The organism is Mesorhizobium sp. B2-3-4 (assembly GCF_006442315.1).
Lineage (GTDB): Bacteria > Pseudomonadota > Alphaproteobacteria > Rhizobiales > Rhizobiaceae > Mesorhizobium.
In genome coordinates, this window is record NZ_VFVY01000027.1 from 72,791 (window position 1) to 87,333 (window position 14,543).

General features: G+C 64.0%; 13 protein-coding genes. 4 read left to right on the forward strand and 9 right to left on the reverse strand.

Annotation, left to right across the window (positions count from 1 at the left end; all coding sequences use genetic code 11):
• Nucleotides 1-50 precede the first annotated feature (50 nt).
• From FJ967_RS30230 to FJ967_RS30240, 3 genes are all read right to left on the reverse strand, one after another.
• Entirely contained in the window at nucleotides 51-656 is a 606-nt protein-coding gene (locus FJ967_RS30230; protein WP_140735970.1) for a DUF1236 domain-containing protein, read from the reverse strand.
• A gap of 63 nt (nucleotides 657-719) precedes the next feature.
• Nucleotides 720-1,817, reverse strand: coding sequence for a putative zinc-binding metallopeptidase (locus FJ967_RS30235; protein ID WP_140735971.1), 1,098 nt, complete (start codon nucleotides 1,815-1,817; stop codon nucleotides 720-722).
• A gap of 82 nt (nucleotides 1,818-1,899) precedes the next feature.
• Complete coding sequence (locus FJ967_RS30240) at nucleotides 1,900-3,147, reverse strand: NAD(P)/FAD-dependent oxidoreductase (RefSeq protein WP_140735972.1); 1,248 nt, start codon at nucleotides 3,145-3,147, stop codon at nucleotides 1,900-1,902.
• 140 nt (nucleotides 3,148-3,287) lie between these two features.
• Between FJ967_RS30240 and FJ967_RS30245 the strand changes: the two genes are divergently transcribed.
• Nucleotides 3,288-4,088, forward strand: a complete 801-nt coding sequence (locus FJ967_RS30245) for a lytic transglycosylase domain-containing protein (protein WP_140735973.1) — start codon at nucleotides 3,288-3,290, stop codon at nucleotides 4,086-4,088.
• A gap of 107 nt (nucleotides 4,089-4,195) precedes the next feature.
• Here FJ967_RS30245 and FJ967_RS30250 read toward each other — a convergent pair whose 3' ends face one another.
• Both FJ967_RS30250 and FJ967_RS30255 read right to left on the reverse strand, forming a co-directional pair.
• On the reverse strand, nucleotides 4,196-4,717 hold the full coding sequence (locus tag FJ967_RS30250) for a hypothetical protein (RefSeq protein ID WP_140735974.1): 522 nt from the start codon (nucleotides 4,715-4,717) through the stop codon (nucleotides 4,196-4,198).
• A gap of 5 nt (nucleotides 4,718-4,722) precedes the next feature.
• Nucleotides 4,723-5,946: an argininosuccinate synthase gene (locus tag FJ967_RS30255; RefSeq protein WP_140735975.1), complete on the reverse strand. Its 1,224-nt coding sequence runs from the start codon at nucleotides 5,944-5,946 to the stop codon at nucleotides 4,723-4,725.
• 359 nt (nucleotides 5,947-6,305) lie between these two features.
• On the opposite strand from FJ967_RS30255, the gene FJ967_RS30260 reads away from it, so the two are divergent.
• On the forward strand, nucleotides 6,306-8,360 hold the full coding sequence (locus tag FJ967_RS30260; protein WP_140735976.1) for a bifunctional diguanylate cyclase/phosphodiesterase: 2,055 nt from the start codon (nucleotides 6,306-6,308) through the stop codon (nucleotides 8,358-8,360).
• A gap of 15 nt (nucleotides 8,361-8,375) precedes the next feature.
• Here the strand turns inward: FJ967_RS30260 and FJ967_RS30265 are convergent, their stop codons facing one another.
• Entirely contained in the window at nucleotides 8,376-10,052 is a 1,677-nt protein-coding gene (locus FJ967_RS30265; protein WP_140735977.1) for a hypothetical protein, read from the reverse strand.
• 92 nt (nucleotides 10,053-10,144) lie between these two features.
• Here FJ967_RS30265 and FJ967_RS30270 point away from each other — a divergent pair, with 92 nt between their 5' ends.
• Nucleotides 10,145-10,786, forward strand: coding sequence for a LysE family translocator (locus FJ967_RS30270; protein WP_140735978.1), 642 nt, complete (start codon nucleotides 10,145-10,147; stop codon nucleotides 10,784-10,786).
• Here FJ967_RS30270 and FJ967_RS30275 read toward each other — a convergent pair.
• From FJ967_RS30275 to rlmN, 3 genes are read right to left on the reverse strand one after another with little or no spacing between them, the layout of a single operon-like run.
• A complete protein-coding gene (locus FJ967_RS30275; protein ID WP_140735979.1) occupies nucleotides 10,758-11,240 on the reverse strand; it encodes a hypothetical protein in 483 nt (160 codons plus the stop codon). The genes FJ967_RS30270 and FJ967_RS30275 overlap by 29 nt on opposite strands.
• Nucleotides 11,240-11,686, reverse strand: a complete 447-nt coding sequence (locus FJ967_RS30280; protein ID WP_140735980.1) for a hypothetical protein — start codon at nucleotides 11,684-11,686, stop codon at nucleotides 11,240-11,242. The genes FJ967_RS30275 and FJ967_RS30280 overlap by 1 nt, the downstream gene beginning before the upstream one ends.
• Nucleotides 11,683-12,918, reverse strand: coding sequence for a 23S rRNA (adenine(2503)-C(2))-methyltransferase RlmN (gene rlmN / locus FJ967_RS30285; protein WP_140735981.1), 1,236 nt, complete (start codon nucleotides 12,916-12,918; stop codon nucleotides 11,683-11,685). The genes FJ967_RS30280 and rlmN overlap by 4 nt, the downstream gene beginning before the upstream one ends.
• Nucleotides 12,919-13,086: 168 nt before the next feature.
• Here rlmN and FJ967_RS30290 point away from each other — a divergent pair, with 168 nt between their 5' ends.
• Complete coding sequence (locus tag FJ967_RS30290) at nucleotides 13,087-14,442, forward strand: chloride channel protein (RefSeq protein WP_140735982.1); 1,356 nt, start codon at nucleotides 13,087-13,089, stop codon at nucleotides 14,440-14,442.
• Nucleotides 14,443-14,543: the final 101 nt, after the last annotated feature.

Here is a 14,543-nt window from a genome sequence, read left to right on the forward strand (position 1 = left end):
ATGATGAAAAGCCGCCGGCGGCCGCGCGTGCGCGACCGCTGGCCTTGCGTTCAACGAACCACGTACATGATGCGCCGTGTCTGCGGATCGATCAGCGCCGGTTGACCGTTCACATAGACATAGCGGTAATTGTAATCGGGGATTTCGCGCAGCTCGACCGTGTCTGGGAGGGTTGCGCCGGTCACCACCTCGCCGTCGAGATAGACGGGGTCCAGGCGGTGCGTGTCGACATAGGTCCGCACTTCAGCGGGAGGCGCCGGGAAGTCGCCGACGACCGGATCGCTGGAGATGATCGCGCCGGTATAGTCGGTCGAGTTGCTGTCGATGTCGTCCGGCGGCGAGACGACGGCGATGCTGGAGCCGTGCGGACGCTGCGTCAGCACCACCCGTGTGCCGCTGAAGTCGGCCGTGACATAGTCGGAATAGACCCAGCCCTGGCCGCCGGCTTCGGCGATCGTGCACCATTTGCTGTTTTCGATGCAGCCATTGAGCGTCGCCGACTGGCCAGCGGCCAGCACGCCGATGACAGGATATTGCGGGCCCGGACCGGCGCGTACGTTGAGGTCGGCGATGGCCGAGACGGCGGTATCGGCCAAGGCGGCACCAGACATCGCCGTCAGCATTCCTGCTATTGCGGGCAACAATACGGATTTCATGGTTTCTCTCCGTTTTCGTGGTCCCTCGCCAGCGGAAACGGGGCAGCGGCGCATGCGTTCCGGCTAAAACGCGTGGGAGAACTCACGATTTGTTCCCGCGTCTTTCGGCAAACCGGTCACAAGATCGTGAACAAAGGCCAGTTTTTGCGCCGTCACGTCGGAAATGACGAAGGGGTAGAGATCGGGCAGGCCCATGCAGCGGTTGATCGAATTGGAGGCCTCCGACAGCACCAGCCAGCGGGCAAGAATCTTGCCAAACGGTTCGGGCGTTTTCGCCGGCTCGCAAGGCGCGGCCTGAAGTTCGCCGCCGGTGTCACCGCGCGGAATGTCGCCGGCATCCACGGTTTCCAGCCGGCCGAGCGGGAAATTCAGCGCATGGACCATCTCCAGCGTGTCGGTGATGTGCAGGTGATGCGCCCAGGTCTCGGCCCAGTCCTCCCATGGGTGCGAGGTGGCGTAGGCCGAGATGTGGTTTTGCTGCCAGTCGGGCGGCGCGCCATTGGCGTAGTAAGCCTGCAGCGCTTGTTCGTAGTCGGCGCGCTCGTCGCCGAACAGGGCGCGGAAGGCTTCCAGCCGCTGCGGATCGTCGCGGATCAGGCGGTCCCAGTAGTAGTGGCCGAGTTCGTGGCGGAAATGGCCGAGCAGCGTGCGGTAGTTCTCGCCCATCTCGACGCGGCGCTTCTCACGCTCGGCTGAATCGGCCTCGGCGACATTGAGCGTGATCAGGCCGTTGTCGTGGCCGGTGAGAATCCGCTCGCCGCCCGGGCCGCCGCCGATCGGATCGGCGAGGAAGTCGAAGGCGAGGCCGATCTCGTCCGTCGGGCTGTGCTTGGGCGCGACCGGCAGGCCGAAGGCGAGCAACGAATAGATGGCGCGCTTCTTGGCCGCCTCGACGCGAATCCAGCGGCGGCGATTGCCGTCGACGGAGAGATCGGGGATCAGCTGGTTCAGCCCGCAGGCCCGGCAGAAGACCTGCCCCGGCTCGGCCACCCAGTTGCAGGCGCATTCGTCGGCATTGGTGCACTGGATGGCGCCATCGACGCCGGACAGGACAAAGCGTGCGCCCTCGGGCTCGTAAAGCACGAGGCTCCTGCAGTTCAGGCATTGGGCGTTCTCGAAATAGAGACGGTGGCCGCAATGCGGGCAGTCGAAAAGTTTCATGTCGGTCCCGAACCTCGAGGGCAAATCCGCCCGGCGTCGTCTCCAACGCCGGGCGCCAGCCGGCGTTCCGCTGTTGCCGGCGCTATTTTGCAGCGAGCTGTGCCGTGACCTGCCTGGCCACCGATTCCCCCGAGAGGCGCGCGCCGCCACAGGTCTGGATCAGCGGGCCGGCGACATGTTCGCCGGCGAAAAAGATCTTGTCGGCCACCGGCTGCATCAGGGCCGCGCGGGCCTGCGAGCGGCCGGGACGGGCGGCGGCATAGGCGCCGCGCACGAAGCGCTCGCCGCCCCAATTGGTCATCATGGCGCGCCCGACATGCTTTCTGACATCGCCGCCGAAAATGCCGCATAGCCGGTCGACCACGAAATCGACACCGGCGGCTTCACCGGCGGCGGACATTTCCCAGGCGAAGTCGCCGCCGACGAAGCCGACCATCAGGTCGAGGTCGAACGGGAAGCACAGGAAATAGATGTCGTGCCGGGCCATCCGCTCGATCAGAAGATCATCGAAGGGAGCCAGTCCGAGCCTTGTCCCGCGAATTTCCACCGGCAGCTTGGTCAGCATTCCCATGGGAAGATCGAAGAAGGCGCCGTAATGGGTGTCGGGCAAGGCGGGCGAGAAGGCGATCTCCTCGAAGGCGAGCACGGCCGGAGAAGCGGTGACGATCACGGCCCTGGCGCGGACGGTGCCGCGATCTGTGACGCAGGCGACGCCAGGCACGTCCCACAGGATCCGGCGCACCGGCGTCGACAGTTCCACGGGTACGCCGGCACCGAAACGCGCGACCAGCGCGCCAAAACCCTCCTTGCTGAAATAATTGGGTTCGAGATCGGCGGCGGCCTGGAAGTCGCGGATCGAGATCTCGTCCTCATCGGCGCCGAAATCCATCGGCCCGGCGAAAGTGGCGGCGGCGCGCGGCGCGTGGCCCTTGGCGAGCAGTGCCGAAAGGCGGTCGTCGTCACCCTCCCTGACCTCATGCCTGGCCAGCAGCTCGAACAGCCGCGCATCGGCCGCCTTCATCTCGGCCTCTTCGGCCTCGCTCGCCTTGCGCTTGCGATAATAGAGATGATCGACATTCATGTCGTGGTGGTGCAGCGTCCAGCCGGCATCTTGAGCCTCGGGGAAATAGGGATTGCGGTCCGCCGCGTGCAGCCAGGCGCAGCCGATGTCGAAAGGCACGCCGAAATGCCGGTCGCTGGTCCAGGCGCGTCCGCCGACCCGGTCCATCGCCTCGAGCAGCTTGAAGGAGACGCCCGCCGCCTGCAGGGTCCTGGCCGCGGCAAGGCCGGCCGAACCGGCGCCGATGATCACGACATCAACGTCTTCCATGGCAGGCCCCCGCCACAATATTCGCTTGATCGTAAGCAAATTCCACGGCATTCGCCAGCATGACGGCTCAGACAGTGACAAAAGCGCGTTTCGCTGGCAAATTCCCGCCGGGACGTGATTCAGGCAACCAGGAGAACAACATGGCATTTCTTGCCAAGGGTAGGACTTTAGCAGTCGCGGTGGTGGTGGCGATGCTCGGGCTGGCGACAGGCGCGCAGGCGGCGGCCAGTTGCGGCAAGACCGGTGCTGGCTTCGACGCCTGGAAGCAGGGTTTTGCCGCGGACGCGAAGGCCGAGGGTGTCGGCTCTAGGGGCCTGGCCGCGCTGGCCGGCGCGACCTACGCGACAAGGACGATCGCCGCCGACCGCGCCATCCACAAGGCGTTCAGCGGCTCGGTGGAAGATTTCATGAAGCGTCGCGGCGCGTCCGCGATCATTTCCAAGGGCCGCGCGCTGAAGAAGTCGAATGCGGCGCTGTTCAACCAGATCGAGCGCAATTACGGCGTGTCGCCCGGCGTGCTGCTCGCCATCTGGGGCATGGAGACCGGTTTCGGCGCTTCCATGGGTAACCAGAACACTGTCTCGGCCATCGTGACGCTTGCCTATGACTGCCGCCGGCCCGACTATTTCCATCCGCATGCCATCGCCGCCCTGAAGCTGGTCGACCGCGGAGCACTGACTTCCTCGTCGGTCGGCGCCATGCATGGCGAGGTGGGCCACACGCAGTTCCTGCCCGGAAATGTCTTGAAATATTCAGTCGGCAGCGGAAACCTGCGCGACAAGGCCACGGCGCTGGCTTCCACCGCCAACTACCTCAAGGGCCATGGCTGGCGGGCCGGCGCGAGCGCGAGCGCCAATATGGGCGCAATCGCCGGCTGGAATTCGGCAAACGTCTATCAGCAGGCCATCGCACGCATCGCCGACGCGATCGATGCCAACTGATTGAAACAGCTGTTCAACAAAAAGCCCGGCGAGTGCGCCGGGCTTTTTGTTGCGCGCAAGCGTCGCGGCGTTCCGGATTGGCCGAAGCCTCCACGACGCCGGATTTTCTATTTCATATCAAGCGTGTAGGAACAGCCGGCCAGCGTCTTGCCGGGGTGGGAAGCGACAGTCGAGACATTGAGCGTGATGCGCGTGGAAAGGCTGATGCCTTCGGTGTCGTCGGTGCTTTCGGCCACGACCTTCTCGCCAAGGAATTTGTCCGGCCTCGATATGGCCGGCGCGATGTCCAGCTCTTTGGCGAGATCCGGCGCGGCGACACCGTCAAGCACCGCCATCGGTCCGGTGGCGGTAAAGACGACTGTCCCCGTCTCGCGCCCGAAGACATGAACCGGAGCCGGCAATCGGTACTGCCGCAGGAAGGGATTGCCGGAAGCGACCTCCGTCCAGCCGAGGGTTTGCGCCGCATCCGGCTCGCCGGCTAGCCTGAGGGCAAAACCGTTATAGGTCGACACATCGGCCCTGCACTCGATCAGCGCGGCGAGGTCGAGCGCGGCGAGGTCGAAATTCTCGGCCATGGCCGGCGTCGCCAGAAGAACCAGCGGCGCCAGGCAGAGGCCGAGATGGCGCATCGCGTTTATTTGTTGCGGCCGCGTGCGGCCAGCGTCCTCAGCCTCAGCGCATTGAGGCGGATGAAGCCGGCGGCGTCCTTCTGGTCGTAGGCGCCGCGATCGTCCTCGAAGGTGACCAGCGCGTCGGAATAGAGCGTCTTCTTCGATTTGCGGCCGGTGACCATGACATTGCCCTTGTAGAGCTTCAGCCGCACCGTGCCCTCGACGTCTTCCTGGCTCTTGTCGATCATCGCCTGCAGCATCAGCCGCTCGGGCGAGAACCAGAAGCCGTTGTAGATGAGTTCGGCGTAGCGCGGCATGAACTCGTCCTTGAGATGGGCAGCACCCCGGTCGAGCGTGATCGATTCCATCGCGCGGTGGGCAGCGATCAGGATGGTGCCGCCAGGGGTCTCGTAGACGCCGCGCGACTTCATGCCGACGAAGCGGTTCTCGACCAGGTCGAGCCGGCCGATGCCGTTGTCGCGGCCGAGATCGTTGAGCGCCGCCAGCATGGTGGCCGGCGACAGCTTCTTGCCGTTCAGCGCGACCGGATCGCCCTTCAGGAACTCGATCTCGATCTCGGTGACAGCATCCGGCGCGTCCATCGGCGAAACGGTGCGCTGATGGACGAACTCCGGCGCCTCGCTCCATGGATCTTCCAGCACCTTGCCCTCGGAGGAGGAGTGCAGGAGGTTGGCGTCGACCGAGAACGGCGCGTCGCCGCGCTTGTCCTTGGCAACCGGGATCTGATGCTGTTCGGCGAAGTTCAAGAGATCGGTGCGCGACTTGAACGACCAGTCGCGCCATGGCGCGATGACCTTGATGTCGGGGTTCAACGCGTAAGCCGAGAGTTCGAAGCGGACCTGGTCGTTGCCCTTGCCGGTGGCGCCGTGAGCGATGGCGTCCGCACCGGTCTCTTTTGCGATCTCGACAAGGTGCTTGGAAATCAGAGGCCGGGCGATCGAGGTTCCCAGGAGATAAGTGCCTTCATAAACCGCGTTGGCGCGGAACATCGGGAAGACGAAGTCGGCAACGAATTCCTCGCGCACGTCGACGATGCGGATGTCCTTGATACCCATCATCTCGGCCTTCTTGCGCGCCGGCTCCAATTCGCCGCCCTGGCCGAGGTCGGCCGTGAAGGTGACGACTTCGGCGCCGAGCTCGGTCTGCAGCCATTTCAGGATGATGGAGGTGTCGAGGCCGCCGGAATAGGCGAGCACGACTTTCTTGACGTCTTTGAACTTGGACATTTCTGCTCCGTCGAAAAGCGACGCCTGAAAGCCCGGCGTCACGGATTGTCGGAGCGCCTTTTAGCAGGAACGGCAAAGCGAGCAAGCGCAGGCGGCGCCAGACGTCTGATCCAGCCGGACGGAATGCCGGCGCGCCGGACCGGAGCGACCCGTTGGATCGTCATTCATTCCTTGAGCAGGACCATGTCCTATGCCTTGGGAAAACAACCCGCTACAATCAAGGGCTGCATTTGTCGGACGGATTTAAGCAAGTTTTCACGCACCGCCGCTAAACAAGCGAGACAGAGCCGCCCCGGCCGCATCCGTGCCGGAGCAGCTTGTCCGCGATGGCGGGCGTCCCCGGGCTTGGACCATTCTCGATGCGCGTCATATCCTGTATCGCCACGGAACATAATCTGTGGCTCGTTCTCTTGGCCGCGCTGATGTGCGTCACCGGTTGCTGGGTGACGGTCGGCCTGTTCGACCGTGCCAGGAAGACCGCCGGCCTGCAGATGCGGGGCTGGCTGTTCCTGACCGCCGTCGCGGCCGGCTCGTCGATCTGGTGCACGCATTTCATCGCCATGCTGGCCTACCAGCCCGGCGCGCCGATCACCTTCGATCCGGCGCTGACCATGATATCGCTGGTCATCGCCATGATCGGAACCGGTGTGGGCTTCGCGCTTGCCATGGACAAGCGCCGGAGCGTGGCGCCGGAGTGGGGCGGCGCCGTTGTCGGCCTTGCCGTTTCAGCCATGCACTACACCGGCATGATGGCCTATCACGTGGCCGGCATCGTCGAGTGGGACGGTCTCTATGTCGCGGCCTCGGTGCTGATCTCGGTGGTGTTTGCCGCCGCGGCGATCGGCCAGGCGGTGCGCCGGCCATATCATTGGTCGCAATATCTGGCCATCGGGCTGCTCGTGCTGGCGATCGTCGGCCTGCATTTCACGGGGATGGCGGCGGTGGCGGTGACGCCGCTCTCCTTCATCACCACCGGCACCAATCCCGATATTCTCGAAGCGATGGCCGTCGCGGTCGCCGTCGTCGGCCTGATCGTCGCGGCCACCGGCTTTGCCAGCTACCTGATCGACGAACGCGGCCGGCTGGAGAGTTTCGAGCGACTGCAGCACCTTGCCCTCAACGACGCGCTGACCGGACTTGCCAACCGCGTCTCCTTCAACGACCGGCTGGATCATGAAATCGAGCGGGCACGCGAGGAGAGCGGCACGATGACCGCCGTCATCGTCATCGACCTCGACCGCTTCAAGGAAATCAACGATCTCAGGGGGCACGCGGCCGGCGACCAGGCGCTCAAGGTCATCGCCCGCAGGCTGGCGAAACTGGTCGGCGACGGCGAGTTCGTCGCCCGGCTCGGCGGCGACGAATTCGCCGCCATCAAGCGCTTCAAGGACCAGAACGACCTGCTCGGCCTGGTTTCACGTCTGGAGAAGTCCTTGTTCGAGCCCTTGCTGCTCGACGATTTCGAGACCGTCACCGGCGCCAGCATCGGCGTCGCGGTCTATCCGCGTGACGGGGCCGACCGCGAGAGGCTGGTCAGCAATGCGGATCTGGCCATGTACCGGGCCAAGAACGATGTGACGCGGGCCGTCTGCTTCTACGAATCGACCATGGACGAGACCGCGCGGGCGCGCCGCGCGCTGGCGACCGACCTGCGCCAGGCGATCGAACGCGGCGAGCTGTCGCTACACTACCAGGTGCAGACCTCGGTCTCGACCGGCGCCACCTGCGGCTACGAGGCGCTGCTGCGCTGGACCCATCCCGTGCACGGCATGATCCCACCCGCCGAGTTCATCCCGATCGCCGAGGAGAACGGCTCGATCCTGGCGATCGGCGAATGGGTGCTGCGCACCGCATGCCGCCAGGCGGCGTCCTGGGACAAGGCCCACAAGATCGCGGTCAATCTGTCGCCGGTGCAGTTCGCCCATGCCGACCTCGCCAAGCTCGTCCACCAGATCCTGGTCGAGACCGGCCTGTCGCCGAAGCGGCTCGAACTGGAACTGACCGAATCGACCATCGTCGCCGACAAGGTGCGCACGCTGCATGTGCTGCGTCAGATCAAGGCGCTGGGCGTGACGATCGCCATCGACGATTTCGGCACCGGCTATTCCTCGCTCGACACGCTGCGCTCGTTCCCATTCGACAAGATCAAGCTCGACCGCTCCTTCATGGCCGATGTCGAGCGCAGCCCGCAGGCCAAGGCGATCATCCGCGCGGTGCTGACGCTGGGGCGCAGCCTCGACATTCCGGTGCTCGCCGAAGGCGTCGAGACGCATGTCCAGCTCACCATCCTGCAAGTGGAAGGCTGCAACGAGGCGCAAGGTTATTTCCTCGGCCGCCCCAAGCCGATCGATCAGATTTTGTTGCCCGGAACGGCAGCCCTAGTGCCGGCCGAGATGGATCTGTCGGCGGCCTAATCCCGTTCGAACGCGTCAGGTCCCAGACTTGGCCAGGACAAGTTCGAGGAACATGCGCACGAAACGGGTCTGTACGAACGCGTTGTGGACCGCTGCTGTGAGCTTGGTGTCAGGGCTGCATCCATACTGGCAGCTGTCGCTTCCATCATTGCGACAGTCATTGCTGCCTCCCTTGTCCGGTGCATCTATGCCTTCCTCGTTTGTATGCACATTCCACATCCAGCCTGGTGCGGAGCCGTATCTGTCTGGGGGCCCTACGCGAGCTAATTTCAATAGGTAGAATCGAGAGTCACACTGGTTATTAAGATAAAAGAGCTGAGCAATCTTTTCCTTCTTTCCGGCATCGATCTGATACCATTGCGTCTGCCTCGGATATTTGTCGGCAAAAGGGAAATCCGGCTTCTCCCTGTCTGAAATAAAACACTCGTCAACATCGAAGCATGCGTCCCCCTTCGGACACGCTTTTCCAGCTGGGACCCAAGGCATTTCGAGCGTGTGGGTGAGATACGGCGCGTAGTGTCCAATTGATCTGAATGCGCTTTTCGGGAAAATCTTGTCGGTGATGCCGTTCTCCAGGCCAAGCATCCGGCCAATGGATGCCCCGATCGGAAAGCCCAGGTCAGTGGCCCAGTCGTCGCTCGACGTGATGTTGATCCAATAGGGCAATTTGGAACCGTTGGGATAATGGGCCTGCACGAAATCGTCGAAGGCGTCCGCGCCGATCGCCGGATTGATGGTTGCCACCAGGCTTCTGGGACCGAAAGGCTGAACCGGGCCGTGCGCCAGTTTGACCTGGTTCAACATGTAGCGTGACAGCAGCCGTCCGCCGAAGGAGTGACCGATGACCAGCACCGGGCTCACCGCGCCGCCATCGGGATTGACCGCTGCTTTGATGCGGGCCATGTCGGCCGCGAAATCTTCGGAATTGCCGATGCTGTCCGCCGCGCTGCCGATTGTTCCGGCGTTGAGGTAGTTGGTATCCGGCCCGCCGTTCCAGCCGATATAGATGCCAAAAACCTTCCGGTTTTTCTCCTTTTCGTCCTGTTGGCCCAGTTCGTATTTGGTCTTGGCGAGGACATGCTTGAAGGCCAGCAGGTTGCCATCCTGATTGTAGGGCCGGTCGCCGCCCAGCTCGATTCTGCGGATGTTTTCCCTGGCGTTGTGGTGCCAACCATGCGCGAAGACAACCAACATGACCGGCCCCTCCGCCACGAGCTTGTGAAGCTCGGTGACAATCGCTTCGAGCTGCATGCGATCCAGGAGCTTGCCGGCCTGCGGGCCGCGCGTGTCATATTCAAGCGTCGCGTATTCAAAGGGCTGTGGGACAAGTCCTCTGTTTGGACCCCAAGCATCCATGCGCAGCGTATCCCAACCGTCGTTGCCGACGCCGAAACACTTCTCCCTGTCCAGTTTGTCGCCGCAGTTGTCCCTATGCTGTACATAGGCCGGGAAAGGAACGCAGCCGACTTGCTCCGCTGTTCTGCATATCGGTTGATAATTGGTGTCCGGGCCGGAATAATGTGCTTTCGAGACCATGATCAGGTAGATCGGCAAGATACAGGCGGCCGCGATTACATATTTCTTCCACCGGCTTTTCATGTCGATTCCCCCCGAAATCCAGCGCCCGGGGAAAAGTGTATAGAGGAATTGCCGCCTGGTAAATTTGCGCTCGAATTTCTTGTTTGGTGCCAACGCCATCGCCAGAAGCCGGAAGAAATTCCTGGGATATTGACGAACGATCAGAATGGCAGAATGGTCTGCCTGCCATCGCAGGAACCTCCCCCATGTCCTTCATTCCCGACACAACCACGCTGATCCAGTTCGCCATCGCCACGGTCGTCCTGGCGATCACGCCGGGTCCCGACATGACGCTGTTCGTCTCGCGTACGCTGAGCCAGGGCCGCGCCACCGGCTTTGCCTCGATGGCCGGCGCGCTGTGCGGCACGCTGATCCACACCACGCTGGTGGTGGTCGGCGTCTCGGCGCTAATCGTCGCCTCGCCGATGGCCTTTCTCGTGCTGAAGATCTTTGGCGCCGGCTATCTCGTCTTCCTGGCCTGGCAGGCGATCGCCAAGGGGTCGGCGTTCTCCCCGGAGAAGAAGACAGGCCCGCGGATTTCGCTGCTGCGCAGCTGGGCGGCGGGGCTCGGCGTCAATCTGCTCAACCCCAAGATCATCCTGTTCTTCATGACCTTCCTGCCGCAATTCGTCTCCGCGCACGATCCGAACGCGCAGGGCAAGCTGTTCTTCCTCGGTTCCATGTTCATCGTGCTGTCGATACCGGTGACGGTGCCGATGGTGCTGGCGGCGGAAAAGTTCTCGGCGGCGATGAAGGCCAGCCCGCGCGTGACGCGGGTGGTCGACTATCTCTTTGCCGGCGTGTTCTCGGCCTTCGCGCTCAAGATCCTGACGGCCCAGGCGAAGTAGGGGCTTTCCGGTCCTGCCGCCAGCTTCCGGCCCAGCGGCCGGCGGCGAGCCAGTAGAAGATGCCGCCGAACATGCCGCCGCCGATCACGGCCATGATGGGGCCGGTCTCGGTGACCGAGAAAGGCGAATCGCGGGCATGGTCGACGAGACCAAGGAAGACCCCAGCCACCGCCGCGCCGGCCAGCGCGTAGTACAGCCAGTCGCGCCGGCCGAGGATTTCGGCGATGAGGATGACGACCACCGCCGGCATGAAGCCGAAATAGGCGACGAACAGGGCGACGAAGGGAATTGAGAAGACGAGCGAGGCCGGCATGACCGGAGCCGCGTCGCCCGCCATCAACCCCGACGAAGCCAGGAACAGGACGTTGAGGAAGGCGCTCGCCGCCAGCGCGGCGACGGCATAGCCGAACAGGATGATGGCCAGGCGCACGATATAGGCGACGAGGCGGTCCATCAGGGATCGACCCCGGTGAGACGGCCGGACTTGCGCCCGGCCAGGAGCCAGTAGACCCAGCCGGCTGCCGTGCCGGCCGTGGCCAGGAAGCCGAGGAAGCCCGGATTGAAGACAAAGCCGCCGGCCGAGCCCGGGACCAGGACACCGAAGGCGATGGAGGTGATTGCCCCGGTGATGGCGAAGTAGGACCAGCCTCGCAGCGACCACCGTTCGGCGACAAGGATGGCGGGGCCGACGATCAGCAGCGCGCAGAGCGCCACGGTCAGCACGGCGAGCGGAAAGGAACCGAGCCAGTCGAATGCAAAAACCATCGACCAGTTGCCATACTCGATCCCCTCCAGAAGGGTGATCAGCAGCACAGGCACCACGATCGACGTCAGCACAGCGGCGACATAGCCGACTGCGATCAGGACCAGACGCTTGAGCCAGGCAACGAGACGGGTCACGCCTCGCCGTGCCCCGCGATCATCATGGCTTCCAGAGCCAGCCGGTCGACCTTGCGCATGCGCTCGGATTCCGATTTCAGCTGGCCGCAGGCGGCGAGGATGTCGCGGCCGCGCGGCGTGCGGATCGGTGAGGCGTAGCCGGCATTGTTGATGTAGTCGGCGAACTTCTCGATCGTCTCCCAGTCCGAGCACTGGTAGTTGGTGCCCGGCCACGGATTGAACGGGATCAGATTGATCTTGGCGGGAATGCCCTTGAGCAGCTTGATCAGCGCCCTGGCGTCGTCGAGCGAATCGTTGACGTCCTTCAGCATCACATATTCGAAGGTTATGCGCTTGGCTTTGGAGAGGCCCGGATAGGCCTTGCAGGCGGCGATCAGCTCCTTCAGCGGGAACTTCTTGTTGATCGGCACGAGCAGGTCGCGCAGATCGTCATTGGTGGCATGCAGCGAGATCGCCAGCATGACGCCGATCTCCTCGCCGGTCCGGAGGATTTCCGACACCACGCCGGAAGTAGACAAAGTGATACGGCGCTTCGAGAGCGAAAGGCCGTCGCCGTCCGAGGCAATCAGCAGCGCCTTCTTCACAGCCTCGAAATTGTAGAGCGGCTCGCCCATGCCCATCATGACGATGTTGGACACTTTGCGGCCCTCGGCCGGGACGATGGCGCCGTCGGGCGTGTCGCGGTCGGGGAAGTCGCCGAGCCGGTCGCGCGCGGTCAAAAGCTGCGCCAGGATCTCTTCGGCGGTCAGGTTGCGCACCAGCTTCTGCGTGCCGGTGTGGCAGAAGGAGCAGGTCAAGGTGCAGCCGACCTGCGAGGAAATGCAGAGCGTGCCGCGGCCTTCCTCGGGGATGTAGACGGTCTCGATCTCGACCGGACGGCCGGCGCCGCGCGGCGGAAAGCGGAACAGCCACTTTCGCGTGCCGTCGGCGGAAATCTGCTCCTCGACGATTTCGGGCCGGGCGACGGTGAAATGCTTGTCCAGCTCGGCGCGCAGGTCCTTGGAGATATTGAACATGTGGGCGAAGTCGGAAACGCCGCGCACATACATCCAGTGCCAGAGCTGCTGGGCGCGCATCTTGGCCTGGCGCTCCGGCACAGTGCCGGATTCGATGAGAGCGGCGGCGAGCTCGGCTCGTGTCAGGCCGATCAGCGAGGGTTTTTCGGCCGTCAAGGCACGGCCGCGCAACGCGTCGCGGGCGCCTTCGGCGGTAAGATCAAGCGAAAGGGTCATGGTTCCACTGATGTAAGCGGTTTGCGGCCGATTTCATCCATCGTGCCTGATATGGTGCGGCGCATAGCACAGGTTGAGGGCGGAGTCATGCCGGGGTAGGGAATAGGCAGTAGGGTAAAAGTCCAACTTCCCTATTCCCTACTGCCTATTCCCCCTTCGAGGACAAACATGGCCCCTCAATCGCGAAAGTATCCCATGCTGCGGCGCTCGCGGGCGATGTGGGGCTCGCGGCGCGTGTGGCAGCCGCGCCTGGTGTTCTGGGCCGGCGCGGTTTCGATCGGCGTCATCAGCGTGCTGTTCGCGGTTCTGGCCGACAAGGCGCAGGGCCTGTTCCATGTCATGATCGGCAATAATGGCGGCTGGCGCTCTTACCTGCCGCTTGCCGTCACGCCGATCGGCTTCGTGCTGTGCGCGTGGCTGGCCCAAGCCTTCTTCCCCGGCTCGCAGGGCAGCGGCATCCCGCAGGCGATCGCCGCCAGGCACCTGCGCGACGACGACGACCGCAACCACCTTCTGTCGCTGCGCCTCGCGGCTGGAAAAATCGCGCTCACCATCGTTGGCCTGTTCTGCGGCGCATCCATCGGCCGCGAGGGCCCGACCGTCCAGGTCGGCGCTTCGCTGATGCTGCAGGCGGCGCGCTGGGGCGGAATGGCGCAGGCGCGGGGCCTGATCCTGGCCGGCTCGGCCGCCGGCATTGCCGCCGCCTTCAACACACCGCTTGCCGGCATCGTCTTCGCCATCGAGGAAATGGGCCGAACCTATGAGGCTCGCACCAACGGGCTGGTGCTGACGGCAGTCATCCTGGCCGGCATCGCCTCGCTCGGCCTGCTTGGCAACTATACCTATTTCGGCGTGGCCAAGGATACGATCTCGTTCGCCGTCGACTGGCCGCTGGTGATCGCCTGCGGTGTCATTGGCGGCGGTCTCGGGGCGTTGTTTTCCTTGCTGGCGCTGAAGGCGACGCGGCGCATCCGGCGCTGGAACGCGTTGCAGCCGCTGTGGCGCGCGCTGCTGGTGGCGGCCATCTGCGGGCTGGCCGTGGCAGGGATCGGCATCGTCTCGGGCGGGTTGACCTTCGGCACGGGTTACGCACAGGCACGCGGCGCGGTCGAAGGCACGCCGCTGCCCTGGCTCTTCTTCGCGGAGAAATTCGCGGCCGGTCTGCTGTCGATGATTTCAGGCATTCCCGGCGGCATCTTCGCGCCGTCGCTGGCGGTGGGGGCCGGCATCGGCAGTTCGCTCGGTCTACTGTTCGGCAGCAGCGCCGGTGTCGCGGCGCTGCTCGGCATGGCCGGCTATTTCGCCGGCGTGGTGCAGGCGCCGATGACGGCCTTCGTCATCATCCTCGAAATGACCGGCAACCACGACAATGTCATCGGCCTGATGCTGGCTTCGATGCTGGGCTACGGCACGGCGCGCCTGATCTCGCACGAACCGCTCTACCACGCCCTGTCGCGGGTATTCATCGCCGAGGCGATCCGGCGCCGGCGAGCCGAGGCCGCACCGGAGCCCGGCCAGAGCTGAAAAGCAAAAGGCCGGGCGCAGTAGTGAACTGACCCCCGAAAGTTGGACACAACCTTCGGGGGTTTTGTATGTCCAGACACAGTGCGAGTTTCAAGCGCTCG

What these genes read in the sequence shown, in the direction of transcription:
- FJ967_RS30230 (WP_140735970.1), bottom strand. Translation starts at nt 656, where the DNA reads ATGAAATCCGTATTGTTGCCCGCAATAGCAGGAATGCTGACGGCGATG.
- FJ967_RS30235 (WP_140735971.1), bottom strand. Translation starts at nt 1,817, where the DNA reads ATGAAACTTTTCGACTGCCCGCATTGCGGCCACCGTCTCTATTTCGAG.
- FJ967_RS30240 (WP_140735972.1), bottom strand. Translation starts at nt 3,147, where the DNA reads ATGGAAGACGTTGATGTCGTGATCATCGGCGCCGGTTCGGCCGGCCTT.
- FJ967_RS30245 (WP_140735973.1), top strand. Translation starts at nt 3,288, where the DNA reads ATGGCATTTCTTGCCAAGGGTAGGACTTTAGCAGTCGCGGTGGTGGTG.
- FJ967_RS30250 (WP_140735974.1), bottom strand. Translation starts at nt 4,717, where the DNA reads ATGCGCCATCTCGGCCTCTGCCTGGCGCCGCTGGTTCTTCTGGCGACG.
- FJ967_RS30255 (WP_140735975.1), bottom strand. Translation starts at nt 5,946, where the DNA reads ATGTCCAAGTTCAAAGACGTCAAGAAAGTCGTGCTCGCCTATTCCGGC.
- FJ967_RS30260 (WP_140735976.1), top strand. Translation starts at nt 6,306, where the DNA reads ATGCGCGTCATATCCTGTATCGCCACGGAACATAATCTGTGGCTCGTT.
- FJ967_RS30270 (WP_140735978.1), top strand. Translation starts at nt 10,145, where the DNA reads ATGTCCTTCATTCCCGACACAACCACGCTGATCCAGTTCGCCATCGCC.
- FJ967_RS30275 (WP_140735979.1), bottom strand. Translation starts at nt 11,240, where the DNA reads ATGGACCGCCTCGTCGCCTATATCGTGCGCCTGGCCATCATCCTGTTC.
- rlmN (WP_140735981.1), bottom strand. Translation starts at nt 12,918, where the DNA reads ATGACCCTTTCGCTTGATCTTACCGCCGAAGGCGCCCGCGACGCGTTG.
- FJ967_RS30290 (WP_140735982.1), top strand. Translation starts at nt 13,087, where the DNA reads ATGGCCCCTCAATCGCGAAAGTATCCCATGCTGCGGCGCTCGCGGGCG.